A 25,206-nucleotide genomic window follows, 5' to 3' on the forward strand; every position below is an offset into this window, starting at 1 on the left:
ATCGGTCTGCAGGGACGGCCAGGTTGGGGATGCGGCGGCGTCGAAGGCAAATTTGGGAAAGAATCAAGAAAGTCGCCACGCCGGCCGCGAATTAGCCCGAAACAGTATTTTTACCACGTCTTTTCCCCGACACCTGTTTTTTTCCACCCCCAACCCGCCCCGCGCATGGAAACGCTGACCCCGGCCACCACGGCTGCCCCGCAAACCGCCGATTTTCTGCCCCTGAACGGCACCGACTACCTCGAATTCTACGTCGGCAACGCTAAGCAGTCGGCCTACTACTACCAGGCGGCCTTCGGCTTCGAGCTGGTGGCCTACTCGGGCCCCGAAACCGGCGTGCGCGACCGGGCCAGCTACGTGCTGCAGCAAAACAAGATCCGGCTGGTGCTGACCACCTCCCTGCTCGCCGATTCGGACATCACCCGGCACGTGGCCAAGCACGGCGACGGGGTGAAGGTGATGGCGCTGTGGGTGGACGACGCCCGCAAGTCGTTCGAGGAAACCACCAAGCGCGGCGCCAAGCCCGCCTTCGAGCCCTACACCGTGTCGGACGAGCACGGCGAGGTGACGCTGGCCGGCATCTACACCTACGGCGAAACCATCCACACCTTCGTGGAGCGCTCGAAGTACTCGGGGCCCTTCCTGCCCGGCTTCGTGGCCCGCACCAGCAACGTGCCGCAGGGCGCGCCGGTAGGCCTGCAGGTGGTCGACCACTGCGTGGGCAACGTGGGCTGGGGCGAGATGAACCAGTGGGTGAAGTTTTACGAGGACGTGATGGGCTTCAAGCTGCTCATCACCTTCGACGACGAGGACATTTCGACGGAGTACTCGGCCCTGATGTCCAAGGTGGTGTCGAACGGCAACGGCTACGTGAAATTCCCCATCAACGAGCCGGCCGAGGGCAAGAAAAAGTCGCAGATCGAGGAGTACCTCGACTTCTACCACGACGCGGGCGTGCAGCACATGGCCCTCATCACCCACGACATTCGCTCGACCGTGACCGAGCTGCGCCGCCGCGGCGTGGAGTTCCTCTCGGTGCCCGAAACCTACTACGAGGACCTGATTGAGCGCGTGGGCCACATCGACGAGGACATCGAGAGCATCAAGGCCCTGAACCTGCTGGTGGACCGCGACGAAGAAGGCTACCTGCTGCAGATTTTCACCAAGCCGGTGGAGGACCGCCCCACCGTGTTCTACGAAATCATCCAGCGCAAAGGCGCCAAGTCGTTCGGCAAGGGCAACTTCAAAGCCCTGTTCGAGGCCATCGAGCGGGAGCAGGCCCTGCGCGGCAACCTCTAGCACCCGGCCCCACCGGCCCCGGCGGGCCGCAGCCAAGCCACGACTCCCACAAGGGGTCGTGGCTTTTGCGTTGGGGTTGCCTGCGGGCGCGAACATGTTCATGCGATTGACGGACGAGCTGATTCGGGGCTATTTAGCGGCCGCTTCCCCGCTGCCCGCCCCGGTTTTGGCGCAGGCGGGGCGCCCGACCCTTCACTTCTTTCTTACCCGCTATGAAATCAACCCTTCGCAGAGCAGGCCTGCTGGCCCTGCTCGGTACCGGCCTCAGCTTCAGCAGCCACGCGCAGCTGGGCGGCGGCGCCCTCTCGTTCAACAACACGCGGCAGCACAAGGCCAGCGTCGCGCTGGCGGCCCCGACCGGGCCGTTCACCCTGGAATCGTGGGTGTACTTCGCCGGCGCGTCCTTTTCCGACGGGGGCACCCACAACACCATCCTGGAGTTTGGCAACGACGACATCTGGTTCGGGGCCACGTACGGCGGCGACCTGTCGGTGTACCAGGTGCTGTCGGCGGGGCCGCTGCCCACCAACACCTGGGTGCACGTGGCCTACACCTGGGACGGCACCACCGGCCGCCTGTACCGGAATGGCACCCTGATCGGGAGCAACACCACGCCGCCGGCGCCGGGCGGCCAGAACCTCGGCATTGGCTACAACGTGGGCGACACCGGCTGGAACGGCTACATCGACGAAGTCATGATCTGGAACGTGGCGCGCTCGGCCAGCCAGCTGCAGGCCGACCGGCAGAGCGGCGCCCCGGGCACTACCCCCGGCCTGCTGGCGTACTTCAAGTTTGACGAAGCCAGCGGCCAGACCTTGACCAACCAGGTACCCGGCGGGGTGGCCGGCGTGCTGGGCTCTACCGCCGGCGCAGACGTGAACGACCCGATTCGAACCATCGTCACCGCGGCCCGCCCGCCGCAGCTGGCCGGCGCCGTTCGGCTGGCCAATTTTCCCAACCCCTTTCAGCAGCACACCACCATCAGCTACACCCTGGAGCGCCCCGCCCCGGTGCGCCTGACGGTGCTGGACGCCACCGGCCGCCTGGTGGCCACCCTCGTGGATGCGCCCTGCCCCGCCGGCCCCCAGCAGGTGCCGTTCCGGGCCGGTGCCCTGCCCGCTGGCTTGTACCGCTGCCAGCTGACCATCGACGGCCGGAGCACCTCGCGGACAATGCTGGTGCAGCCCTAGCGCGTGAGCGGGCCCGCGTTCGGCGCGGGCCCGCCGCCCGGACAACGCAACACGCCCCGGCCAGAACGGACCGGGGCGTGTTGCATTCACCCGCGTAGGGGAGCCGGGGCGCTACTTCGAGCCGACGAGCACGCCGCCGACAAAGTAGTTGCCGGTTTCGGTGCGCAGGTTGTACACGACGGGCGCGGTGCCGGCGGCCTGGCGGTCGGTAAGGTGGGTGGTTTCCAGGGCCGCGGCGCTGCTGAGCTGCAGCAGGTTGTCGGAGGGGCGCAGCGCGTCGGCGCGCAGTTGCTGGCCCTCGGCCGTCACGATGGGGTGGTTGGGCGTCACGGTCAGCTCGGCGGCGGGCTTGTAGGGGCGGCCGGGCGTGTTATCGAGGCCGGCGTATACCGGCGGCACGCCGATGGTGAGCTGCACCAGCGGGTATTTCTGCTCGTCGTGAATGTCGAGGCGCACGACGCGGGTGGGCACCACCCGGCCGGTGCGCGCGTCGCGGCCGAGCACCACGTCGCCGGGGCGCACCTTGCTGATGTGCACTTCGCGGCCGTCGGGCAGGGCCACGCGGGCGTAGGCGGGAAAGCACACGGCTTCCTCGCACTTGAAGGGCCGGTCGTAGAGGGCTTTCAGGTCGAGGTATTCCTGGTTCAGGTCGTAGATGGCGCTGCTGTAGCCTGCCAGCTGCTGCACCTGCCCCAGCATCAGCTGCTGGCCGCCCGCCAGGGCGCTCAGGAAGTTTTTCTCCTCGGGCCGCTGAATGTCGTCGCCGTAGTGAATCTTGGCCAGCTCGGTCTGGAAGGGCGTCACGCGGCTTTTCACCAGCGTCTTCTGCGTGGTCCAGGCCGTGTTGAGCTGGGGCAGAAACCGGGTGTAGAGGTCGAGGCGGCGCTTGGTGTACTGGCGGTAGAAGTCGAAGTTTTTGCGCTGGCCGGCGCAGTCGCCCTCGCGGGCTTCGGTCACGGGCCGAGCTTGCTCCTGCTGCTTCACGGCCTCCAGCTCGGTTTGGAGCTGCTGCTGCACCCGCGTAAAGGCATTGCCGCTCATTTCGGCGTTGAAGGCTTCCACCATTTTGCCGTGGGCTTCCAGGGCCGCCGTGGCCACCAGCGGGGCCATTTTCGCAGGCCGCTGATTACCGCCAATGGCCTTCATCTTGGCTTCGTCCAGGCCGTGCTTGCGCATGAGCTGCTGCATGTAGGCGTCTTGCTCGGCCTCCGACTTCTTGTCCCAGGCCGTGCGGAAGGCCGGGCTTTTCATTTGCTGCATGAAGTCGGCCTGGGCGGCCTGGAAGCTCGGGTCCGACACCATGCGCTGCTGGGCGCTGCCGGCCGGGGCCATCTGCGCCTGCATAAACTGGGCCTTTTCGGTGTCGCTCATTTTGGCCAACCGGGCCTGAAACGCCGGATCCTGCATCTGCTGGGCCAGCTGCACGGCCTGGGCGTTGTAGCCGGGCGTGCCCGCGCCGTGCTGCTGCATATAGGCCATTTTCTGCTGGTCGGTCATCTTATCGACCCCGGCTGCCTGGGCCTGCCGGGCGGTAGTCAGGTGGGCCTGCTCGTCGCGGGTCTGCTCGGCGGTGCGGCCCGCGCCGATGCTGGCCCCGAGCTGGCCCAGCTGCCGGTCGAGCTCGGCCAGGGCGGCCGGGCGCTTCAGGGTGGGGCTAAAGGCCGCGGGCGGGGCCGGAATCCGGTCGAAGTAGGGCAGCACGTCGGTCTTGACGGGCTTCTGGGCGAAGGCCACCGCGAAAGGCAGCACCACGAGCAGGGCCGCCAGCAGAAACATCAGCAGACTGGCCAGACGGTGAACAGTTTTCATAGCGGGTAAGCAGGAAAAAGGGAAACGGAACGGTGGCAACCTGAACGTCATGCGGAGCGGAGCCGAAGCGCAGGAAGGCGCAGCCAAGCAGCTCGACCGCTTCGCCGGATAGTGAGTCACGGCCTCTCAGCAGCCCGCGGGATGTCTCGACCAGCCCGACACGACGGTCTTTATTGACTCGGAAAAACCTAGTCGCTAAGACGGCTGCAAGTGCGGAAAAAATCGGGCGCACTTCAATCGCATGATAATGTGAGCTTTATCCAACCGCGTCTCCACCGTGTGCAAACTTCCGTTTTCTTTGGCGTAGAAAACCCTCCTTCTGACTTTCCCCGCATATGGCCCTATCCGCTGACGTTCAACAGAAAATCCAAACCTGGCTTACCGGCAACTACGACGACGAAACCAAAGCCGAAATTGTGCGGCTGCAGGCCGAAGGCGACGAGGAAAGCCTGAACGACGCCTTCTACCGCGACCTGGAGTTCGGCACCGGCGGCCTGCGCGGGGTGATGGGCGTGGGCTCGAACCGCATGAACCGCTACACCCTGGGCATGGCCACCCAGGGTTTGTGCAATTACCTGCTGCAAAGCTTCCCCGGCCAGGAAATCAAGGTGGCCGTGGCCCACGACTCGCGCCTGAACTCGCGCGCCTTTGCCCAGACGGCCGCCGGCATCTTCTCGGCCAACGGCATTACGGTGTACCTGTTTGAGGACCTGCGCCCCACGCCCGAGCTGTCGTACACCATCCGCCACCTGGGCTGCCAGAGCGGGGTGGTCATCACCGCCTCGCACAACCCCAAGGAGTACAACGGCTACAAGGTGTACTGGAACGACGGCGCCCAGGTGGTGGCCCCGCACGACAAGAACATCATCCGCGAAGTGGGCGCCATCCAGAGCGTCGACGCGGTGAAATTCCAGGCCGACGACGCCAAAATTCACATCATTGGGGCGGAAGTGGACGATGCTTACCTGAGCCAAGTGGCCAAGCTGAGCATCAACCCCGAGGCCATCAAGCGCCAGCACGACCTGAAAATCGTGTACACGCCCATTCACGGCACGGGCATCACCATGGTGCCGCCCGCGCTGAAGCGCTTCGGCTTCACCAATATCCACATCGTGGAGGAGCAGGCCACGCCCGACGGCAACTTCCCCACGGTGAAGTCGCCGAACCCGGAGGAGAAGGTGGCCATGCAGATGGCCCTGGACAAAGCCAAGCAGCTCGACGCCGACCTCGTCATTGCCACCGACCCGGACTCCGACCGCGTGGGCATCGGGGTGAAAAACGCCGCCGGCGAGTGGGTGCTGGTGAACGGCAACCAGACGGCCGCCCTGCTGACGCACTACCTCGTATCGGCCCGCCAGCAGGCCGGGCAGCTCAATACCGAGAAGGACTACATCGTCTACACCATCGTGACCAGCGACGTGCTCGGCGACGTGGCCCGGCGCCACGGCATCCGCTCGTTCCAGACGCTGACGGGCTTCAAGTACATTGCCGGCGTCATCCGCGAGTTTGAGGCGCAAAACGACGGGCACTACTACATCGGCGGCGGCGAGGAAAGCTACGGCTACATGATCGGCGACTTCGTGCGCGACAAGGACGCGGTGTCGGCCTGCTGCCTGATTGCCGAAATGGCCGCCGTGTCCAAGGACCAGGGCCGCACGCTCTACCAAGAAATGGAGCAGATGTACCGCACCTACGGCCTCTACAAGGAAGACCTCATCTCGCTGACCAAGAAGGGCCAGCGCGGGGCCGAGGAAATCCAGGAAATGATGGCCGAGCTGCGCCAGAACCCGCCCGCCTCCCTCGGCGGCTCGCCCGTGGTGCAGCTGCTCGACTACCAGCAGCAGGTAGCCCGCGACCTGCGCACCGGCCAGACGACGCCCCTGCACCACGAGAAGTCCAACGTGCTGCAGTTCGTGACCGAGGACGGCTCCAAGGTGTCGGCCCGCCCCTCGGGCACCGAGCCCAAAATCAAGTTCTACTTCAGCCTGAAGCAGCCGAATTTCGGCGCCGAGGAGTCGTTCGAGAATGCGCTGGCGGGCCTGGACGGGCGCATCAAGCAGATCATTCAGGAAATGCAGTTGCAGTAATCTGCCCTGCATAACAAAAAAGGCCCAAGGTAATTTGGGCCTTTTTTGTTATGCAGGGCAGCAATTTGATATTTAGGTATTATTCTTTATCATGACTCACATTTTGCTTTTACATCATCTAAAATATTTCTGAAAGCATCATTCGTTGCTGCATATGCTTCAAGCTCTTCTAAAATACCTTCATAAACAAACAAATATTTGGCCCTGACAATTTGAGCTGGAAGTTTTTGCAAATAAATCAAGGCCTGCTTTATCTGACGTTGTTCAAATGGGTTATGAGCATTAATGTCGACAGTGTTGACTTGTAGCATCCGTTCCAGTAGCGCAAACAGAATCTGCTTGGTATTAGCGGGCTTCGCACCTTGCCGAAACTGATCAAACAGCTCAAAAAAAGAATGAAGCGCGGATTCTTCGCAGCCGTAGTGCTCCGCTAGCAGCACCTTGCACCAACCCGCCGTGGTTTCTCCATGCAGGTAATAAGCTGCTACGAACCGGTGAAACTCACCGAAATCCGGCGTAAGTTCTTCCTCTACTCCGTGATTATAGCAGGCGCTCAGATAGCCTTCTATGTAATGATACAATGCTGTTAGCGAAAGTCGACCCAAGTACATAGCAGGCCGTTGCCTGATTAGATCAATATGCGCATACAAATCCCGAGGAATGAATTCAGAGGCTATTTGCATAAGGCGGGTATTTTAATAAGATAAATATACCTAAAATATTTCGCTTTATCTAGTGCCTTTAGTGCACTACTGCTAACTCACGCTCCTGTTCGTTCCTGGCTCCATTATCGGCGAGGTAATGACCAAGTTTCCACTGCGCCAACGCGCACTGTCCATTGCCATTGAGCAGCGGCTAGCCAATGTGCTGGGCGTGCCGCTGCTGATCCTGAAAGGTGCTAACCGCTACAGCCGCACCCCGATGCCCGGCCCGAACAGCACAAACCACTTGTACTGGCCGTTGAGCAGGTAGCCCCCGCCCAGGTACAGCGGGAAGGTGAGCTTGGCGTCGCGGCGGGTGGGGTACACCGAGCCCAGCACCACGATGCCCAGGTTGCGGTTGGCGTTGTTGTCCTGGCTGAGATTGAAGGCGTTCAGCGCCACGAAGCCCGCCCCCACTTTGTAGGGCCGCAGGCGGTTGATTTTCTCGGGGTTGTAGAAGCTGAACTGGGCCAGCGTGGCCAGCGAAATACCGCCGAAGGACGTGTAGCTGCCGTTCGGCTCCCCGATTTTGCGGGTCAGCAAACCGGCCGGGAAGCTGATGTCGATGTCGAACTTGTAGGTGCGCTTGAGCACCAGCTCCACCACCTGCGTGAAGCCCGGGTCGCTGTACTGCCCGGCCTGATGCTTCACCGTCACAATGATGCGGCTCCACTCGTCCAGGTCGTAGGTTTTGCGGCCCAGCAGGCTGTTCAGGCTCAGCGCATCGGTGCGGCAGGCTTTGTCCTGGTAAAACACCGCGCGTGGCGAGTTGTCGCCGGGACAGATGACCACGTTGTCCACGTTGCGGATTTCCACCAGCTCGCCCTTGGCGTTCAGGGTGCGGATTTCAAAGCTCAGAAACTGCTTGCCGTACAGCGCCTTGTCCGAGTCGATGCCGTTGGGGTTGAAGTTGAACACCACGTCGCGCACGGTGTGGCCGAAGAGCACCGGCCCGTTGAGCTGGGTGATGGGCCGGGGCGCCTCGCCGTAGCTCACCGAGACGAAATCCAGCGGGTGCGGGCGCTGAAACTCGCGCACCGACAGGGCAAAGCCGGTGGCCTGCCCGGCGTTCAGAATGCTGCTCTTGCGCTTGTCGAAGGTGATGGGCACCTGCACGCGCAGCACCACGCGGGCGTCGGTGCGGATGGAGGAATCGGAGGGAATGACGGGCAGGTCCTCGAAGTGGAAGCGGGCCTTCTGCAGCCCCTCCCCTTCCAGGCGCACGTCCACGGTTTCGCCGGGGCTCACGCTGAGCGAGGACGTCCAGTCGCCGCCGCGGTGCAGCACCTGCACGCCGGTGATGGTGGTTTTGGGCGTGATGTCGAGGTTGGTGACGTACAGCGCCTGGTCGTTGAGCTTGAGGTAGAGGTAGCCCTCGGTCTGCCGGTGGGTGTTGTAGGGGCGCAGGTAGCACAGCACCCGGTCGTTCGAGAGGTACTGGCGCGTAAACAGCTCGCCGATGAGCGTGCCGCCCGGCTCTTCCTGGTCCTCGATGCGGTAGGTGCGGCGCAGTTCGAAAAAGCGGCCGTTGTCGAGAATCAGCTCGGCACCGCGGCGGCGGCTGGCCTCGTCCAAAGTCACCATGCGCTTGTCGGGCGTGAGGAAGCGCAGGCGGGTGGCTTTCACGGTGAATTCCTGCCGGAGCGCGGGCAGCTGGTAGTTGAGCCGGCCGCCGTTCTGCAGCATGGGCCGCTCGCTCTGCAGCTTCACCGCCAGGGTACGGCGGCCCAGCTGCTTGGGCAGCACGTGCAGGCGCAGGGTGCCGTTGGGCTGGCGGGTCACGCGGTAGTCAAATTCGTCGGTGCGCACCCACTCGCCGGTGGCGCGCACGTTGCGCGGGTTCGAGCTGTTGAGCTCCAGCACCTTTTCCTCGCCCACAAACAGCTCGTCGTCGGCTGAGCGCAGGCTGACGGCGGTGTAGGCCACCGGCAGCAGCGGCACCACGTCGCGCAGGGTTTCTTCGCCGGCGGTGCCGGGCTGCTCCACCACCAGGCGGATAAACTGGCTGCTGGTCAGGTCCTGAAACCGCAGGCGGGTGCGCCAGCCGCCATCCGGCTCGCGGGTAAGCGAGTCGAGCTGCTGAAAATCGGCCGACTTGCGCAGGCGCAGCGGTTTGTCGCCGGCCACGCGCTCGGGGTACAGCCGCAGCTCCACCGTCTCGTCGTCGCGCCGAAACCAGAAGAACAGCGTCGGCTCGCCCTGCACCACCACCGTGTGGCGGCTGAGCTGGTAAGTGGCCGTGTCGGTGCGCAGCGTCACGTCGCGCAGCAGCGGTACCTGGGCCTGCGCCTCGCCCACACCGTACCAGAGCAGAACGCAAAAGGCGCCCAGCAGTCGTAAAATCCTAGAAAGTCCCACGGTGCAAAAATAGACCACGGATTCGACGGATTTTTCGGATTACACGGATTTCGTGGATGGTGCGGCCGTCATTGCGAGCGAAGCGCAGCAACCGCAGGAAGACGTAGCCACTCCTTCATCTAGCAGCACCGCCGAGCCAATGCCCACCAACCGAAAACGGCACCGCCCAAAACTGGAGTTACCGGTTTCGGGCGGTGCTATTGTGTTAGTCGGCGCGTTGGCCAGGACCGATTACGTTGCTTCGCTCGCAATGACGACGGGGCGGACCGGCTCAATCGTCCCCGAAATCCGCCTAATCCGTCGAAACGAAGTTCGGCGAAGCCAATTCGTGGTCAGCTTTTTTCCTTCCGAATCGTGAGGATAAAGAGCACCAGCAGCCAGAAGCCGGTGGCGCCCAGGCCCGCCCACGTCACGCCGGGCAGGCCATGGTAGTAGGGCATCTGGCCGGCGGGGTAGTTGCCGAGCAGGCTCAGCCCCGAAAACAGCAGAAAGGCCACCGCCAGCACGGCAATGATGCTGCGCGACACCAGCCGCTCGGCCGTGCGCAGCAGGGGCAGGTAGCCGCTCAGCTGGGCCTGCACGCGCAGGTCGCCCTTGCTCAGCTTGCGCACAATCTGGCGCAGATCCGTCGGCAGGGTGTACATCAAGGCCAGCAGCTGCTGCCCGGTGTACTGCAGCTCGGTCGTCACGTTCGACACTGAATACTGCTCCAAAATCAGCCGGCGGCCGTAGGGACGCACAAACTCGAAGGTGTTGAACGAGGGGTGCAGCACCTTGCCGATGCCTTCCAGAATCACCAGGGCCCGCAAGATCAGGAACACCGAGCCCGGCACCTGCAGCTTGAAGCGGTAGATGACCGTCTGCAGGCGCTCGGCCAGGGCACTCATGCTCATTTCCTTCACGTCGAGGCCGGTGAAGTCGTCGATGAGCAGCTGCAGCTCGGCCTCAAAGGCGCGCATGTCGCGGATGTCGGCCGTAATGGCCAGGCGACGGAAGTTCAGAGCCATGCCGCGCGCATCCTGCTGGCTCATGCTGATGAACACGCCCGCAAATGCGTATTTCTGCTGCTTGGTCAGCCGCCCCACCATCCCGAAGTCGATGAGCACGATGGTGCCGTCGGGGCGCACCAGCACGTTGCCGGGGTGCGGGTCGGCGTGGAAGATACCGAACTCGAAAATCTGGGTCAGGTAAATGTCCATGCCCGTTTCGGCCACCGTGGCCGGGCTCAGGCTCCAGCGCAGCAGCTGCTCCTTGTCGGTAATCTTGCAGCCGCTGATAAACTCGATAACCAGCACCCGGCTGGTGCTCAGCTCGCGGTAGGGCCGCGGCACGTAGAAGGTCTGGTACTCGGCATAGAGCTTGCGAAACTGCTCCATGGCCCGGCCCTCGGAGGTGTAGTCCAGCTCCTGCATCATGCTGCGCTCGAAGGCCTCCACGATGTCCTGCGGGTTGCTCAGCCCCTGTTTGCGCAGGTAGCCGCCGGTCAGCTTCACCAGCTCGCGCAGCAGGGCCAGGTCGGTGGTGATTTTGTCGCGGGCGTCGGGGCGCTGCACCTTCACCACCACGTCGGTGCCGTCGAGCAGCTGGGCTTTGTGCACCTGCCCGATGGAGGCCGAGCCCAGCGGCACGTCCTCGAACGCGCTGAACACCTCCCCCAGGGGCCGCCCCAGCTCTTTTTCGATGATGCGCTTGGCCTCGTCGGTGGCGAAGGGCGGCACCGCGCTCTGCAGCTTGGCAAACTCGTCCACCAGCTCCTGCGGCAGCAGGTCGGCGCGGTTGCTGAGCACCTGCGCCAGCTTCACAAACGTGGGCCCCAGCTCCTCGATGACCATGCGCACCCGCTCCCAGCGCGAGGTTTCGAACACCGTCTGCTCGCCGTGCTGCCAGGTGCGGCGGCGCTGGCGCGGCACCAGCCGCCGCAGCGCGGTGCTGGTTACCACGTCCTCAAAGCCGTAGCGCAGCAGCACCTCCGCCACTTGGCGGATGCGCCCCAGGTTGGTCATCGTGTTCTTGAACATCGAGCGTGAAAATGGGGAAATATGTCCGGGGTTGAGCGTGCGGGTGTTTTTTCTGCCCGCCGATGACGCGGAAGAAACGCAGAGGAAGCAATGCTCAGCGCCTTCTGCGTCAGCCTCTGCGTCCTCGGCGGGCTACCATCGGCTGCCCGATACATACAACAAACCCTGCCCCCGAAACCGCGGGCAGGGTTTGAAAATAGCTACCGAGTAGCTTACGAAGCGCTTTCAGCCGAATCCGACTTCTTGGCCGCAGCCGCGCCGCCCTTGCTGCCCGCGGCCGATTTCTTGGCGGCCGTCGAAGCAGCGCCGGCGGCTTTGGTGGTAGCCTTGGCGGCCGTTTTGGCCGCGCCCGTGGCCGAAGCCGCCGGGGCGCTGGCCTTTTTCGAGCCGGTGCCGGCGGCTGCGCCCGAAGCTTTGCTGCCCGAGCCCTTCACGGTGCGCTTCAGCTCTTCCACGTCCGAGCTGGAAGCTACGCCCATGCCCTTCATCACGCGCTTGGCAATGCTGTTGATCTGGGTTTCGAACTCCTTGCGCTTGGTGTCGGTGTTTTTCTGCAGCGACTTCAGGATTTGCTCACCCTCCTTCTGGGAGAGTTTGTTTTCCTGCACCAGCTGGTTGATGGTGTCCTGCACCCGGTCGTTGGTGCGCGAAACGAACCCCACGCCGGCGTAGATGAACTTCTTAAACAGGTCTTCCATGAGGGGAAAAGGTTGGATTGGTGAAAACCGGCGCGGCAGGCTCCGCAGTCACAAAATAGTATGCATGCCGACTACCTGACACAAACCTACGAAAAGCTAAATATTCCGGGCTGATTGAGCGCCACTTTTTTGCTGAAAAAAATCAGCCGGCGGGCGGAAGCGCCGCGGCTCTCAGGCCGCAGCACGTAGCTGAGGGGCAGCACCTTTGCCCGGCCGGCGCCGCACCGGGCCGCCCGCTGCGGTCTGCCGGGCTGCGGCTTGGGCCTGCCACACGGTTGCCACAAACCCGGCGGCGCGGCCCAGGGCAGCTTTGGCCTCGGGCACGGTGCGCCAGAACAGGTGCCACCAGTGCACCAGCCCCTCAAATACCTGCACCGTGACGGGCACCCCGGCGGCGCGGGCGCGGGCGGCCAGAGCCAGCGTATCGGGGTACAGCAGTTCCCCGTCGGAAACCTGCAGCAGCAAGGGCGGCAGGCCGCGCAGGTCGGCGTAGAGGGGCGAGAGCAGCGGGTTATTCAGCGGGGTGGCGGCGGCGTAGCGCTGGCCCCAGGTGCGGATTTCCAGGGCTTCCACGAACTGGTCTTCGGCGTGCGGGTGGGCGGCGCGGCCGGTCAGGGCCAGGTCGCTCCAGGGCGAAAAGCAGAGGGCGGCGGCGGGCAATGGCTGGCCCGCGTCGCGCAGCTGCTGCAGCAGGGCCAGCACCAGGCCGCCGCCGGCCGAGTCGCCGGCCAGCACCACGTCTTCGGCGCGGTAGCCCTGCGTCAGCAGCCAGTGCCAGGCGGCGCGGGCGTCGTCGAGGGCGGCAGGAAAGGGGTGCTCGGGGGCCTTGCGGTAGTCGGCGGAAAGGGCGCGCAGACCACAGCGCTGCGCCAAGGCCCCGATGAAGCCGCGGTGGGTGTTCAGGGAGCCCATGACGTAAGCCCCGCCGTGCAGGTAAAGCAGCACGCGGCCGTCGGCGGCACCTTCGGGCTCAATCCATTCGGCCACCACGCCCTCCGCGGCGGGTACGCGCTCGAAGTGCACGTGCCAGGGCATAAACTGCAGCAGGGTGCTCAGTTCCAGGCCCAGGCGCAGGCTGTCGGCGCTGGGGCGACGCCGGGCAATGGGCCCGGCCGCGGCCGCGAGCAGCCGCTTGACGATGTGGTGCTGAAAGGAAGGCATTGCGGGTGGGAAGGCGGAGAACGGTGCGGCAGCTTCGGCAAGCGGCCGGCGGGAGCGAAGGGCGTGGTACTTCTGTAACGAAGCGCCGCGCCAAAGAGTTGAAATGTATGAGGTTTCCGGGCTATTTGCACCCTGTCGAAGCCGCTGTAGAGACGCCTGATTGCGTCTCGCCGTTGAACGACCGGTGTTGCACCGGCGCGGGCGGAAGCCGGGTCGCAACGCACGGCGTTTGCGACCCGCAACCTCAGCGGCGGCGGCGCAGGGTTGCGCTTATACCACGCGCCCCGCCCGGCTTACTGCTGCCCCGGCAGCTTCTGCCCGATGCGGTGCCGGCGGTAGCCGCGGATGGCTACCGGAATCAGTCCCAGCACCGGAATGAAGAAGGTGAAAACGAACGGATTGCGCCAGAGCAGCCGCAGCGTCGTGCCGAAGCCGCTGAGCCGCAGCTTGTACTGCGGACCGTATTTGCGGTAGCCGCGCTCAAACTCGTGGAACAGCAGCGGCCAGAACGGCGGCAGGTAGAACGGGAAGTAGCGCCAGTTGGCCTTCATGCGCTGCCACAGCTCCCCTACTTGGAAGGGCTTACGGCCGTAGCGGTCCACGGCGTCGGTCAGCTCCTGCTGCATCTGAGTGTGCACGCGCCCGGTCAGGGCCACGAAATCGTCGCGGGTCAGGTCGTCGAACGGTTTATCGGTCCAGTCGGCGGGGCGCAGGCGGCTGCCGAGCACGAAGGTGAGCTTGGCCGGAAAGGCCATGTAGAACACCCAGGGCTGCAGGATGATGCCGATCAGCAGCCAGGTGATGGGCAGGAAGGGAATGCCGATTTTCTTGACCCAGCGGTTCAGCCAGTCCCAGCTGTAGGCACCGGGGTTAAGGTACTCCGCGTTGACGGTGGAAAACAGCATCAGGTCGGTCTGGTGCTGAATGCTGAGGCGCACCACGCTGCTGGCCAAGCGCTGCAGCTGGTACTTGCGGTTGAAGCCCTTACCGATGCCCGGCACGCCCTCCGGGTACAGCATCAGGTTGTGGTCGTTGTAGTACATCATCGTCTCGAAGTTCAGCGTGGTGGCGTCCACGCAGCCGGCCCGCTTCCAGAAGTCCGGAATCAGGAACGGGTTCATCAGCACCGACTGCGAGAGCAGCGGCGCGGCCAGCGGCCGGGGCATGTCGTGGGGCCGGGGCACCGAGCGGTACAGGCTGGCCAGGGCCACGATGGCGTCCCAGGGAAAGGCCATGCCCGAGTGGTTGGAGCAGAATATCAGTGGCCGCTCGGGGTTGTTGCGCTGCGGAAAGTTTTCCAGGAAGCCCACCAGCTCGGAACGAAACCAGACGCGGTCGAGCAGCTGCAGCACGTTCTGGTCGAGGGCACGCACGAAGTCCTCGTCGAAGTAATCGGAGTAGATGTGCTGGTTGGCGCGAATGGCCGCCGACGGCGACTGGGACGGCGGAACGGCGGGGGCGGAAGCCGGGGGCATGGGCGGAAATGCGGCGGGCGAAGAATGGAGCCGGCGGGGGCCGGATTCCAAGATAGGACTTTGGGCGGGACATGCGCCGCGCCGTGCGCCGGCGCACGGCGCGGTGGGCGCGCCCGGCGGCAATATCCCTCCTTATTCCCGCAACGGGCCGCCGCGGTTTTGGCGGCCGCACCCCGCCGCGGCGCTACAGCTGCCGCCGCAGCGTCATGTTGGTCACGAACAGGTCGCCGTCGGGGCGGCGCACGAACATGATCAGGCGGCGGCCGTCGGCGGAGTGCAGCAGGCGCGTCACCTGGGTCAGCGACATATTGGCCACGGGCTGCAGGTTGATGGATATCAGCTCGTCCTTGGGCAGCAGATTGGCAATGGCCGCGGGCGAGCCGGGCTCCACGCGCTGAATGATGTAGCGCCGGTACTGGGGGCCGCCGGCCAGTATTTCCAGCCCGCACATGTCGTGCTCGAACGGGTCCCGAAACAGGGCGTTGGGGCGCAGCCACAGCCGGTTGTGGGGATAGTCGATGACGACGGAAAAGCGCTTGAGCAGCTCAAAGCCGATGTTGCCGTTGCGGGCCACGCCCACCCGCGCCCGCACCGCGGCCTCGTCCGGAAACGAGGCCACCAGGGACTTGATGCGGTAGCGGCCCAGCTGCAGGGCTTTCACCCGGCCCAGGTAGCCGCTCACGTCACCGTTGAGGCCGCGGCCGAGGTAGGCCCGCAGCCGCTGCGTGGGCACGGCCAGGCGGCGGTCGGAGCCGGTTTCCAGCGAGAGGGCGTGGCCAGCGCCGGTGTCCAGGATCAGGCGCATGGGCATGGCCACCGAGTCGTTCAGGGCCACGTCGGTGTTGATGTAAGCCCGGTCGCCTTCAATTTCCAGGGGCATTTCCACCCAGCTGCTGCCGCGGGGCGGGCGGTATTGCTCGGGGCGGTGCAGGGTCAGGATCTGCTTTTCGGCCTCCACCTCCACCGCGAAGCTGCGGAACACGTCGGCGCCGAGGATGCCGTGAATGGGCCGCCCCACGTAGCCGGAGAGGTCCAGGATGTCGTCGGAGAGCAGCAGCAGGGACAGGTGACGGGCGGTGGCGGCTGTTTTCTCGCCCAGCTCCACCTGCACGCTGTCGGTCTGAAACGCCACCAGCGGGGCCTCCTCGCCCACGCCGGCCACCAGGTACTGCTGGCCGAGGCGCAGGTTCAGCGAATCGCGCAGGCCCGCATCGGTGATGATGGACTTGCCGACGCCGGTGTCGAGAATAAAGAAATAGGGGCCGCGGCCGTTCAGGCGCACGGGCAGCACAATCAGGTTGCGCTGCAGCTCAAAGCGCAGCTCGGCCCGCCGGGCCCGGGGCCGGCGCAGCTGAAACGCGGGCGGCTGGGCCAGCGCGTCGGCCGCCGCCAGCAGCCAGCACAAGGCCAGCATCAGCCCCGCACGGCTGCGCAACAAAGGGAATAATGACCAAGGCGCGGCCATGGGTAGCAGCAGACGGGAGGGGTGGGAGTATCGAGGGTATAAGATACTAAATCTTCCGCCCGTTCGCCAGACTTATTAGCTAGGCTGCTCCCAGGGGCCGCGCGGGTCGTAGTACAGCTGCCCGCCGCGCACCTGCAGGGGCGCGGCTAAGTTGTTGTGGTACAGCTGCCCCGTGCCGAGGCCCTGCGCCATGTCGCCCACGGCAAATTCGGCGGTGAACTGGCTGATGGCATTCAGCCCCACGTTGGATTCCAGGGCCGAGGTCAGCCACCAGCCCAGGCCGCGCGCCTCGGCCAGCTCGATCCAGCGGCGGGTGGCGGCCAGCCCGCCCAGCAGCGTGGGCTTGAGCACCACGTAGGCCGGGCGCACGGCGTCGAGCAGCTGGGCCTGCCGGGCTGGCTCGGTTACACCAATCAGCTCCTCGTCGAGGGCCACGGGCACGGGCGAGGTGCGGCACAATTCGGCCAGGGCCTCCCACTGCCCCGCCCGGATGGGCTGCTCGATGGAATGCAGCCCGAACGCGGCCAGCCGGGCCAGCCGGGCGGGCGCCTCATTCGGGGCAAAGGCGCCGTTGGCATCCACGCGCAGCACCAACTCGGCGGGCCCGGCCACGGCCCGGATTTCGCGCAGCAAAGCCAGTTCCGCTTCGAAGTCGATGCCGCCGATTTTCAGCTTCAGGCAGCGGAAGCCCTCGGCGAGCTTTTTGCGAATCTGCGTCTGCATAAAGGCCGCGTCGCCCATCCACACCAAGCCGTTGATGGGCAGGCCCACCTCGCCGCGGCTGAAGGCGTTGTCGAACAGCTGCCGCCGGGCGCCGCCGCGCCAGTCGAGCAGGGCCGTTTCGAAGCCGAAGCGCAGGGCGGGCCAGGCGGGCTCCACCAGCGCGGCCACGGCCGCCAGGTCGGCGTCCGGGTAGCGGCGGGCGGTGAAGTCGGCGCACAGCTGCTGCAGGCGGGCTTCGAAGCCAGGGCCCTCGTCGGGGCTCAGGCCGGCCAGCGGGGCGGCTTCGCCCAGGGCCAGCCGGCCGGGCCGGGCCTCGTCGGTGAGGTGCAGGTACCAGGCCACGTGCTCGGTGAGGGCCCCGCGCGAGGTGCGGGCCGGAAAGTTGAAGCGCAGAACGCGGCGGGAATAGTGCAGACGCAGGGCCATCGGCAGACAGGGCGGGGAAATACAAGCCAAAAGTAAGCGCCGCGCCCCGGCGCCCAAACGGGCCCGGCGCGCGGCGCGGCTATGGGTCGGGGGCGGCGCTCAGTCCTGCACCGGGCCGGTGCTGGCCTCGGGGCTGCGGCCGATGGGCGAGCCTTCGGCCGTGTTCAGGCTGTCTTCGGAAATGTCCAGCGGTTCGCCGCGCTGCTGCTTTTCACGCTCCAGCGCGTCCACCAGCGCGTCGTCGTAGCGGTTGCTCATGCCGCTGCTGCTCTGGCTGCCGGGCTCGTTGGCGCGGTTGATTTCGGCGTCGGGCTGGGGTTGGTCGGCGGGATTCGGGTGCTCGGTCATGGCGGCAAAAGGGTTTGGGTGAGAGGAGGCGGAACCTGCCCTGCATACGCCAAAGGCGGGGGCGGCGGTTGCGCAGCCGCCCCGGCTTGCGCGGCAAACCGGGGCGGTAAACCAGGGTGCGGTCAGCGGCTTACGCTGGTGGCCGCGGCCTTACTCGTCGCTGGCGCCGGACTGCACGCGGCTTTCCCCGCGCTTATCGGTGGGCGCCGTGCCGGGGCCCTGGGCCTGGTCGCGGTTCAGGGCGGCGGTGCTGCTGTCCCCGGCTTCGTGGCGCTGGCTCGGAATGCCCGACACCCCGCTGTGCACCGAGCGGTTGCCCTCGATGGAGCCCGCCTGCTGGGCTTTGTCCGACGATTGGTTGCTTTGCTGCTGGCCCTGGTTCTGCGACGCGTTCGGGTCGTTCTGACTGCGTTGGCTTTGCTGACTGGACATAAGTGAAAACGGTTTTAGGTGATGGGAATGCGCCGCGGCGCTTCCGCGGAAGCGGGCCGCGTGGCCCGGGCCGGCGGCGAGTGGCTTGCTGGGTTTACGCCCGACCGGGGCGGCGGTTGGCATTCGGCGCCGATTTTTCGCCCCGAATCAGCCAAGCTCAACCATACTGCCGCTCAATTATTTAATCAGAATTTCCCGCCGGCGGCTTAGCCAAAGTTGCCGCTCGACGGTTATTTGTCGTACCTATCTGCTCCTGCCGTTTCTGCCTATGTCTTCCCCTGCTGTGCTGGCTCCCGCGCCCGCCGCGGCTCCGGCCGCCCCCGCTTCCTTTGCCGCCCGCTACGCCGCCGTGCGGGCCCAGACCGCGGCCCTCTGCCGCCCGCTGCTGCCCGAAGACACCGTGGTGCAGCCCGTTATCGACGTGAGCCCGCCCAAGTGGCACCTGGCGCACACCACCTGGTTTTTCGAAACCTTCCTGCTCCAGGAGCACCTGCCCGGCTACGAGCGGTTTCACCCGCAGTACGCCTACCTGTTCAACTCCTACTACAACTCGCTCGGCTCGCGCGTGAACCGGGCCGACCGCGGCACCCTCTCGCGCCCGGCCCTGGCCGACGTGTACCGCTACCGCACCTACGTCGACGAGCACATGCAGCGCCTGCTGGCTGGCGCCGACGAAGCCCGCTTCGCCGAAGTGCTGGAGCTGGGGCTGCAGCACGAGCAGCAGCACCAGGAGCTGCTGGTCACCGACATCAAGTACATCCTGAGCACCAACCCGCTGGCGCCCTCGTACTTCGGTGCCGACAATCCCGCCCCGGCCCCGCAGCCCGCCCTGCCGGCGGCCAGCTGGCTGCCCGTGCCCGGTGGGGTGGGCCGCATCGGCTTTCAGCCCGAGGCCGGCGACGCGCCGGGCTTCTGCTTCGACAACGAGCTGGACGCGCACCCGGTGTACGTGGCCCCGTTTGAGCTGCAGAACCGCCTCGTGACCAACGCCGAGTACCTGGCCTTCGTGGAAGCGGGCGGCTACCAGGATTTCCGCTACTGGCTGGGCGAAGGCTGGGACCGGGTGCAGACCGAGGGCTGGCAGGCCCCGCTGTACTGGGTGCGCCCCGAGGCTGCGGGCGGGGCGTGGCAGCGCTTCAGCCACCACGGCCTGCAGCCACTCGACCCGGCCGCGCCCGTCACCCACATCAGCTTCTACGAGGCCGACGCCTACGCCCACTGGGCCGGCGCCCGCCTGCCCACCGAGCCCGAATGGGAGCTGGCAGCCCGGCACTTCGGGGCCGAAGCAGCCGGCGGCAACTTCGTGGAAAGCCAGCGCTACGACCCTGCCCCGCTGCCCGCCGACGCCGACCCGGCCCGCTGCCACCAGCTGCTCGGCGACTGTTGGGAGTGGACGTACTCGGCCTACCACCCCTACCCCGGCTACCGCAAGGCCGCCGGCGCCCTGGGCGAGTACAACGGCAAGTTTATGATCAACCAGCTGGTGCTGCGCGGCGGCTCCTGCGCTACGCCCGAAAGCCACATTCGCCTCAGCTACCGCAACTTCTTCCACGCCGACAAGCGCTGGCAGTACACCGGCATCCGCCTGGCACGGTAACGCGTTTTTCGTTTTTTGTTGTCCGTTTTTCGGAGCCGGCCTCTCCCGCTGGCTTCGACATTCTTTTCCTGCCTTATGGCCCTTTCCCTCCCCGACCAAACCATTACCTCGCAGCCCGCATTACCTTCCGAATCCAACGATTCGGAACCGAACAACGCACAACGAACAACGAACAACGAACTAGCCGCCCACGTGCTGGCGGGCCTCACGCGGCAGCCCCGCGCCCTCTCGTCGATGTACTTCTACGACGCGGTGGGCAGCGAGCTGTTTCAGCAGATCATGGCCCTGCCGGAGTACTACCCCACCCGCACCGAGTTTGGCCTGCTCACCCGGCACCGCGCCGCCATTGCGGCGGCTCTCACCTCCGCCGACGGGCAGCCCCTGCACCTGCTGGAGCTGGGCGCCGGCGACGGGCTCAAAACCAAAATCCTGCTGCGCGAGCTGCTGGCCGCCGGCACCGATTTCACCTACGCCCCCGTCGATATTTCGCCCACGGCTTTGGAAGGCCTGGCCGCCAGCCTGCGCACCGAGCTGCCCGCCCTGCGCGTGCAGCCCTTGGTGGCCGAGTACACCGCCGCACTGGCGGGCCTGCGCGGGCAGCCCGGGCGCAAGGCCGTCCTCTTCCTGGGCTCCAACATCGGCAACTTCCCGCCCGAGGCCCGCCAGCAGTTCCTCGGGGCCCTGGCCGCCCAGCTCGGGCCCGACGACCGGCTGCTCTTCGGCTTCGACCTGCGCAAGGACCCGCGGCAGATCCGGGCGGCCTACGACGACGGGCAGGGCGTGACGGCGGCCTTCAACCTGAACCTGCTCACCCGCCTCAACCGCGAGCTGCAGGCCGACTTCGACCTCGCGGCCTGGGAGCATTTCGCCGACTACGACCCGCAGACCGGGGCCATGCGTTCCTTCCTCGTCAGCCGCCGGGCCCAGCAGGTGCATATCGGCGCCCTCGGCCGCAGCTTCGACGTTGAGGCCTGGGAAGCCATTCACACCGAAAACTCCTACAAGTTCAGCCTGCCGCAGATCGAGCAGCTGGCTGCCGCCGCCGGGCTGCGCGTGCTCACCGCCTTCGAGGACGAGCAGCAGTGGTTTGCCGACGTGCTGCTGGCGCCCCAGCCCTAAGCGCACGGGCGCCGGCCGCGTAGCTCGTACGCGGCCGGCGCCCGTGGCCGGCCGAGTCCGCCGTTTCCCACTGGCGGCTCGCTGCTAATACCGCCCGACGGTGGACGAAATCGTGTTGTAATGCTGGCACAGCAGGGCGTAGCCGGCCATGTTCAGGTCGCCCGAGCCGGGCTCCACGTATTTCAGGCTTCCGTCCGTATTCTGCTCGGTCCACAGCTGGCTGATGCTCGTCAGATACCCCCTGATCTGGTTGAATTTGCGGGTATCGGCGTTTATCACGACTTCGTAATAGGTATCCAGCACCACGGCCGCCCCGCCGCCCCGGCCCACCAGCGAGGGGTAAAACGAGAAGACATCGGGGGTATGCTGCAGCGTCCGCACGTCGAAGGTGAAGGTGGTGGCTTGCAGGAACGCGGCATCCGGCCGGCTTAGCCCGCCGCCCACCTGGTCCAGCACCGCGGTAGCCTTCAGCGTGCCGTCGATAACAAACGTATTCACCCGTAGCGTGGCCGTAAACGGCAGCGCGTTGTAGGTCCCCGCTACGCGGACCTCAATCCCACGTTCCTTGCTCACGCCGTCCTGAACAGAAGTGAGGCTCTGCTCGGGCAGCACTGTTGCCTTGTCACACCCGGTGGCAAAAAACAAACTCCCAATGACCAGCATGATGTACGATATTTTTTTCATGACTGCGAGGGGTTTAGAAGTGAATTCACCAAAACAAATTCTAATTTTTTATCAATATCATTTCAGAACAACAGCATCTATTTTATCAAATATGCCACCCAATTAAATAATTTATATTATTGATATACAGGACTTTATACGAATAAATATTTAGTATAGTATCTATATCAAAGGCAACATTCCGCGCATTATCCAGTCCCTATTCCCGGAAATAATTATTCCACCCGGTAATCCTCCTAGCTACTCATTGCTAACGCCCGCCGCACCAGGGTTTTCAGGGGCTTGCCGGCTTCCTGCTGCGTTGCTATCATCCGGGCTGGCTGCAATGCGCTGCCCTCGCAGCGCTGGCACCAGACTTTGCGGGTACGACGGGGCAGTACCGGCGTTCTGGGGAGCATCCCGAGGCGGCCGGGGCAGTTCCGTTACCTTTGCGCCCCCTTTTTTCGTTCCGCTTATGGCCCTGGCCGACCTCCGCCCGCACTTTCGTCCCACCATCCTGCTGGCCTACCCGGTGGTGCTCAGCCAGCTCGGCCACGTGATGGTCAACGTCGTGGACAGCGTGGTGGTGGGCCACACCGGCACGGTGCCGCTGGCGGCCGTGTCGCTGGGCGTGAGCGTGGTGACGGTGCTCATGGTGCTGGGCCTGGGCCTCTCGATGGGCATCACCCCGCTGGTGGCCGCCGCCGACGGGCAGCGCGACGTGCCCCGCATCGGGCAGCTGCTGGCGGGCGGGGTGCTGCAGTGCGCCGCCGCGGGCCTGCTGCTGACGGCCGCGGGCTGGGCCCTGGTGCCGCTGCTGCGCTACCTGAACCAGCCGCCGGCCGTGGTGGCCCTGGCCGCGCCCTGGATTCGGGTGATGCTGCTCTCGCTGATTCCGCTGATGGTATTTCAGGGCTTTCGGCAGTTTGCCGAGGGGCTGGGCCTCACGCGGCAGGCCATGCAGCTCTCCATTCTGGCCAACGTGGTCAACGCCGTGCTCTGCTACGCCCTCGTGTACGGCAAGCTGGGCGCCCCGCACCTGGGCATGATGGGCGCCGCCTGGGCCACCCTCACTGCCCGCACGCTGATGGCCCTGCTGATGGCGGGCTACGTGCTGCGCGCCCCGCGCCTGCAGCCCTACCGCGACACCATCGGCCGCTGGCGCTTCGATGCGCCCACCCAGCGCCGCCTGCTCGACTTGGGCCTGCCCATCGGTGCGCAGATGGTGTTCGAGGTCGGGGCCTTCAGCGTGTCGGCCATCATGGCCGGCTGGCTGGGCGCCACCGTGCAGGCCGCCCACCAGATTGCCATCAACGTGGCCTCCGTCACCTACATGGCGGCCAGCGGCATCAGCACGGCCGCCACCATCCGGGTGGGCCGGCAGCGCGGGCTCGGCGACGCGGCGGGCGCCCGGCGGGCGGGCTTTGCGGCCTACGTGCTCACGTTCGGTTTTATGGCCGGCATGGGGCTGCTGCTGGTGCTCGGCCGGCATTTCATTCCGCAGCTCTACAACACCGACCCGGCCGTGGTGGCCCAGGCGGCCACGCTGCTGCTCATTGCGGCCCTGTTTCAAGTATCCGACGGGCTGCAGGTGGTGGGGCTCGGAGCCCTGCGCGGGCTCGAAGACGTAAAAATCCCGTCCTTGGTGGCGCTGCTGGCCTACTGGGTGCTGGCCCTGCCCCTGAGCTACGCGCTGGGCTTCGGCCTGGGCTGGGGGGCGGGCGGCGTCTGGTTGGGGCTGCTGGCGGGCCTATCGGCCGTGGCGGTGGTGCTGCTGCGGCGGTTTGAGCGCGAAACCCACCGCCCGGGCCTGCCGGGGCCCGAGCAATTGAACGAAACCGCCGGGTAGCGGCGTTGCATCGGCAGGCTACGTAGTTTCGCTTTTTCTGGTTGCGCTTTATGCTCGATTTTCTGCTCCTGCCCCTGTTCCTGCACGTGTTGCCCCTGGGCGCCCCGGAGGCCCCGCGCCCGGCCGCTGCCGTCGTTCGACAAACTCCTGCCCCCGCCAAGGAGCTGCTGACCTGGTCGGCCAGCCGGCCGCTGACCTGGGCCGACTTCAAAGGGCGCCCTAATACCGGCGACCCGCTGCACGCGCTGACCACGGCCAACATCGGGGCGCAAATCGGCTGCCAGGACTACGTGTTTTCGGCCAACGTGCAGGCCACCTTCACGCCCACCGAATCGTGGGTGAAGTCGCCGCACACCGAATCGGCGGCTCTGCTGCACCACGAGCAGGTGCATTTCGACCTGACGGAGGTGCACGCCCGGCAGTTGCGCCAGAAGCTGAAGACGCTCAAGTTCGACTGCGAGCATCTGCAGCCGGCCTTCAACAACGTGATGAAGGTGGCCATTGCCAACTGGCAGCGCGAACAGCAGCGCTACGACGTGGACACCAACCACGGGCTGAACCTGATCAAGCAGAAAACCTGGGACGACCAGGTGTTGCAGCGCCTCACCGCCCTGCAGGCCTACGCCGCTCCGGCACCCGCCGCGGCCGGCACGGCTTCGTCGTCGGGGCAATAGAGTCGCCCGTCATCCTCTTCTGGCGTACGCACAGCGAAGCGCCGGGCGACGAAGTCAAGCACCTTTCTTGCCGCCCGCCCCAACCGACAAGCGCAGCTACCCACGCCCCATCGTCCGGGCTGGGGGCTGCGCTTCGGCGTTACTATTGCCCCTGTAAAACGTCCGTACTTCGTACGACGCGGCGGGTGGCGGATTGGAGGCCGGTCCTTGCCCACGCCGACCGGCGGTTCGCTGCGCCCCAGGGTAACCGATGGTACTGGAGGCGCCGGCGCGTACCTTGCGCCCATGCCTGAACCCACTGCCTCCATCACCTGGGCCGACTTTGAGCGCGTAGACCTGCGCGTGGGCACCATCGTCGACGCCCAGCCTTTTCCCGAAGCCCGCAAACCGGCTATCCGCCTCGTCATCGACCTGGGCCCCGAGCTGGGGCTGAAAAAATCCAGCGCCCAGCTGACGGCCCTCTACACGCCCGACACCCTGCTGGGCCGGCAGGTGCTGTGCGTGGTCAATTTTCCGCCCCGCCAGATCGGGCCCATGCGCTCCGAAGTGCTGGTCACGGGCGCCGCCGACGCCGAAGGCCGCATCGTGCTGGCCTCGTTTGCCGGCCCGTTGCCCAACGGCAGCCGGCTGATCTAGCGCGCACGGCCGGGGCCCGGCATCGTCGACCGCCGAGCATTCCGCCGTCGGCGCCCGACTTCGCCGCAGGGCTTTAGGGCGTGGGCGGCAGCTTGGCCTGGCGCATGCTGATGCTGTCGACCACGGTGGCGTAGATTTCCTCCAGGTCTTTGCCGTGGGTGGCGTAGTAGCGCATGCTCTCCCGGAAGGCCGCCTCATCGGTGTCGTGGCGCCAGTACACGCCTTTAACCTGCTCGCGAAACAGCGCCCGGGCCGAATCGTGGGGCAGGCGCGAGGCCTCCACGCGGGCTTCGGTCACGTGCATATCCACCAGCAGGCTCACCAGCTGCGCACGGGGCAGCAGCTTGGCGGGCGGCACTTGTTCTTCGGGCCGCTCGCACTGACTCAGCAGCACGGGCGCCAGGGCCAGCAGGGCGATACGCAGCAGGTTCTTCACCCCGCAAAAATAGCACTTGCCGGCCGTACCGTTATTTTAGCC

21 protein-coding genes are annotated in these 25,206 nt (G+C 65.6%); 8 read left to right on the forward strand and 13 right to left on the reverse strand.

Going from position 1 to position 25,206, the window contains the following annotated elements:
- The first annotated feature begins 165 nt into the window (after nt 1-165).
- Both hppD and DLM85_RS21085 read left to right on the forward strand, forming a co-directional pair.
- A complete protein-coding gene (gene hppD, locus DLM85_RS21080; protein WP_111480160.1) occupies nt 166-1,299 on the forward strand; it encodes a 4-hydroxyphenylpyruvate dioxygenase in 1,134 nt (377 codons plus the stop codon).
- A gap of 212 nt (nt 1,300-1,511) precedes the next feature.
- Complete coding sequence (locus DLM85_RS21085) at nt 1,512-2,489, forward strand: LamG-like jellyroll fold domain-containing protein (RefSeq protein WP_111480161.1); 978 nt, start codon at nt 1,512-1,514, stop codon at nt 2,487-2,489.
- Nucleotides 2,490-2,600: 111 nt separating this feature from the next.
- On the opposite strand, the gene DLM85_RS21090 is transcribed toward DLM85_RS21085, so the two are convergent.
- The gene (locus tag DLM85_RS21090) at nt 2,601-4,298 is read right to left on the reverse strand and encodes a Hint domain-containing protein (protein ID WP_111480162.1); all 1,698 of its coding nucleotides are present in this window, start codon (nt 4,296-4,298) and stop codon (nt 2,601-2,603) included.
- Nucleotides 4,299-4,633: 335 nt separating this feature from the next.
- Between DLM85_RS21090 and DLM85_RS21095 the strand changes: the two genes are divergently transcribed.
- Nucleotides 4,634-6,385, forward strand: a complete 1,752-nt coding sequence (locus tag DLM85_RS21095) for a phospho-sugar mutase (protein WP_111480163.1) — start codon at nt 4,634-4,636, stop codon at nt 6,383-6,385.
- An 89-nt stretch (nt 6,386-6,474) separates the two neighbouring features.
- Here the strand turns inward: DLM85_RS21095 and DLM85_RS25160 are convergent, their stop codons facing one another.
- The 10 genes from DLM85_RS25160 to DLM85_RS21140 form a co-directional block, all read right to left on the reverse strand.
- Nucleotides 6,475-7,068: a hypothetical protein gene (locus DLM85_RS25160; protein WP_133257184.1), complete on the reverse strand. Its 594-nt coding sequence runs from the start codon at nt 7,066-7,068 to the stop codon at nt 6,475-6,477.
- Between the two features lie 222 nt (nt 7,069-7,290).
- On the reverse strand, nt 7,291-9,384 hold the full coding sequence (locus DLM85_RS21100) for a hypothetical protein (RefSeq protein WP_111480164.1): 2,094 nt from the start codon (nt 9,382-9,384) through the stop codon (nt 7,291-7,293).
- Between the two features lie 392 nt (nt 9,385-9,776).
- Nucleotides 9,777-11,462 carry an ABC1 kinase family protein gene (locus DLM85_RS21105; RefSeq protein WP_111480165.1) on the reverse strand — a complete coding sequence of 562 codons (1,686 nt, stop codon included), beginning with the start codon at nt 11,460-11,462 and terminating at the stop codon, nt 9,777-9,779.
- A 212-nt stretch (nt 11,463-11,674) separates the two neighbouring features.
- Nucleotides 11,675-12,160: a phasin family protein gene (locus DLM85_RS25815; RefSeq protein ID WP_207891075.1), complete on the reverse strand. Its 486-nt coding sequence runs from the start codon at nt 12,158-12,160 to the stop codon at nt 11,675-11,677.
- A gap of 171 nt (nt 12,161-12,331) precedes the next feature.
- The gene (locus DLM85_RS21115) at nt 12,332-13,321 is read right to left on the reverse strand and encodes an alpha/beta hydrolase (RefSeq protein WP_111480166.1); all 990 of its coding nucleotides are present in this window, start codon (nt 13,319-13,321) and stop codon (nt 12,332-12,334) included.
- 293 nt (nt 13,322-13,614) lie between these two features.
- A complete protein-coding gene (locus tag DLM85_RS21120) occupies nt 13,615-14,796 on the reverse strand; it encodes a lysophospholipid acyltransferase family protein (protein WP_111480167.1) in 1,182 nt (393 codons plus the stop codon).
- 184 nt (nt 14,797-14,980) lie between these two features.
- Entirely contained in the window at nt 14,981-16,234 is a 1,254-nt protein-coding gene (locus tag DLM85_RS21125) for an aspartyl protease family protein (protein ID WP_165822237.1), read from the reverse strand.
- Nucleotides 16,235-16,336: 102 nt separating this feature from the next.
- Nucleotides 16,337-17,410 (reverse strand): o-succinylbenzoate synthase, encoded by a 1,074-nt coding sequence (locus DLM85_RS21130; protein ID WP_111480169.1) that lies wholly within the window; start codon nt 17,408-17,410, stop codon nt 16,337-16,339.
- Between the two features lie 99 nt (nt 17,411-17,509).
- Nucleotides 17,510-17,758, reverse strand: coding sequence for a hypothetical protein (locus DLM85_RS21135; protein WP_111480170.1), 249 nt, complete (start codon nt 17,756-17,758; stop codon nt 17,510-17,512).
- A gap of 150 nt (nt 17,759-17,908) precedes the next feature.
- Nucleotides 17,909-18,190, reverse strand: coding sequence for a hypothetical protein (locus DLM85_RS21140; protein ID WP_111480171.1), 282 nt, complete (start codon nt 18,188-18,190; stop codon nt 17,909-17,911).
- Between the two features lie 268 nt (nt 18,191-18,458).
- Here DLM85_RS21140 and egtB point away from each other — a divergent pair, with 268 nt between their 5' ends.
- Both egtB and egtD read left to right on the forward strand, forming a co-directional pair.
- On the forward strand, nt 18,459-19,787 hold the full coding sequence (egtB, locus tag DLM85_RS21145; protein ID WP_111480172.1) for an ergothioneine biosynthesis protein EgtB: 1,329 nt from the start codon (nt 18,459-18,461) through the stop codon (nt 19,785-19,787).
- Nucleotides 19,788-19,862: 75 nt separating this feature from the next.
- Nucleotides 19,863-20,906, forward strand: coding sequence for an L-histidine N(alpha)-methyltransferase (gene egtD / locus DLM85_RS21150; RefSeq protein ID WP_111480173.1), 1,044 nt, complete (start codon nt 19,863-19,865; stop codon nt 20,904-20,906).
- An 84-nt stretch (nt 20,907-20,990) separates the two neighbouring features.
- Here the strand turns inward: egtD and DLM85_RS21155 are convergent, their stop codons facing one another.
- Entirely contained in the window at nt 20,991-21,590 is a 600-nt protein-coding gene (locus DLM85_RS21155) for a hypothetical protein (protein ID WP_111480174.1), read from the reverse strand.
- 454 nt (nt 21,591-22,044) lie between these two features.
- Between DLM85_RS21155 and DLM85_RS21160 the strand changes: the two genes are divergently transcribed.
- The 3 genes from DLM85_RS21160 (at nt 22,045) to DLM85_RS21170 (ending at nt 24,728) form a co-directional block, all read left to right on the forward strand.
- Entirely contained in the window at nt 22,045-23,418 is a 1,374-nt protein-coding gene (locus DLM85_RS21160; RefSeq protein ID WP_111480175.1) for an MATE family efflux transporter, read from the forward strand.
- Nucleotides 23,419-23,468: 50 nt separating this feature from the next.
- Nucleotides 23,469-24,092 carry a DUF922 domain-containing protein gene (locus tag DLM85_RS21165; RefSeq protein ID WP_133257185.1) on the forward strand — a complete coding sequence of 208 codons (624 nt, stop codon included), beginning with the start codon at nt 23,469-23,471 and terminating at the stop codon, nt 24,090-24,092.
- A 285-nt stretch (nt 24,093-24,377) separates the two neighbouring features.
- Entirely contained in the window at nt 24,378-24,728 is a 351-nt protein-coding gene (locus tag DLM85_RS21170; RefSeq protein WP_111480177.1) for a tRNA-binding protein, read from the forward strand.
- A 73-nt stretch (nt 24,729-24,801) separates the two neighbouring features.
- Here the strand turns inward: DLM85_RS21170 and DLM85_RS21175 are convergent, their stop codons facing one another.
- Nucleotides 24,802-25,164, reverse strand: a complete 363-nt coding sequence (locus DLM85_RS21175) for a DUF4296 domain-containing protein (protein WP_111480178.1) — start codon at nt 25,162-25,164, stop codon at nt 24,802-24,804.
- Between the last annotated feature and the right edge of the window lie 42 nt (nt 25,165-25,206).

Source organism: Hymenobacter edaphi, assembly GCF_003258365.1.
Taxonomy (GTDB): Bacteria; Bacteroidota; Bacteroidia; order Cytophagales; family Hymenobacteraceae; genus Solirubrum; species Solirubrum edaphi.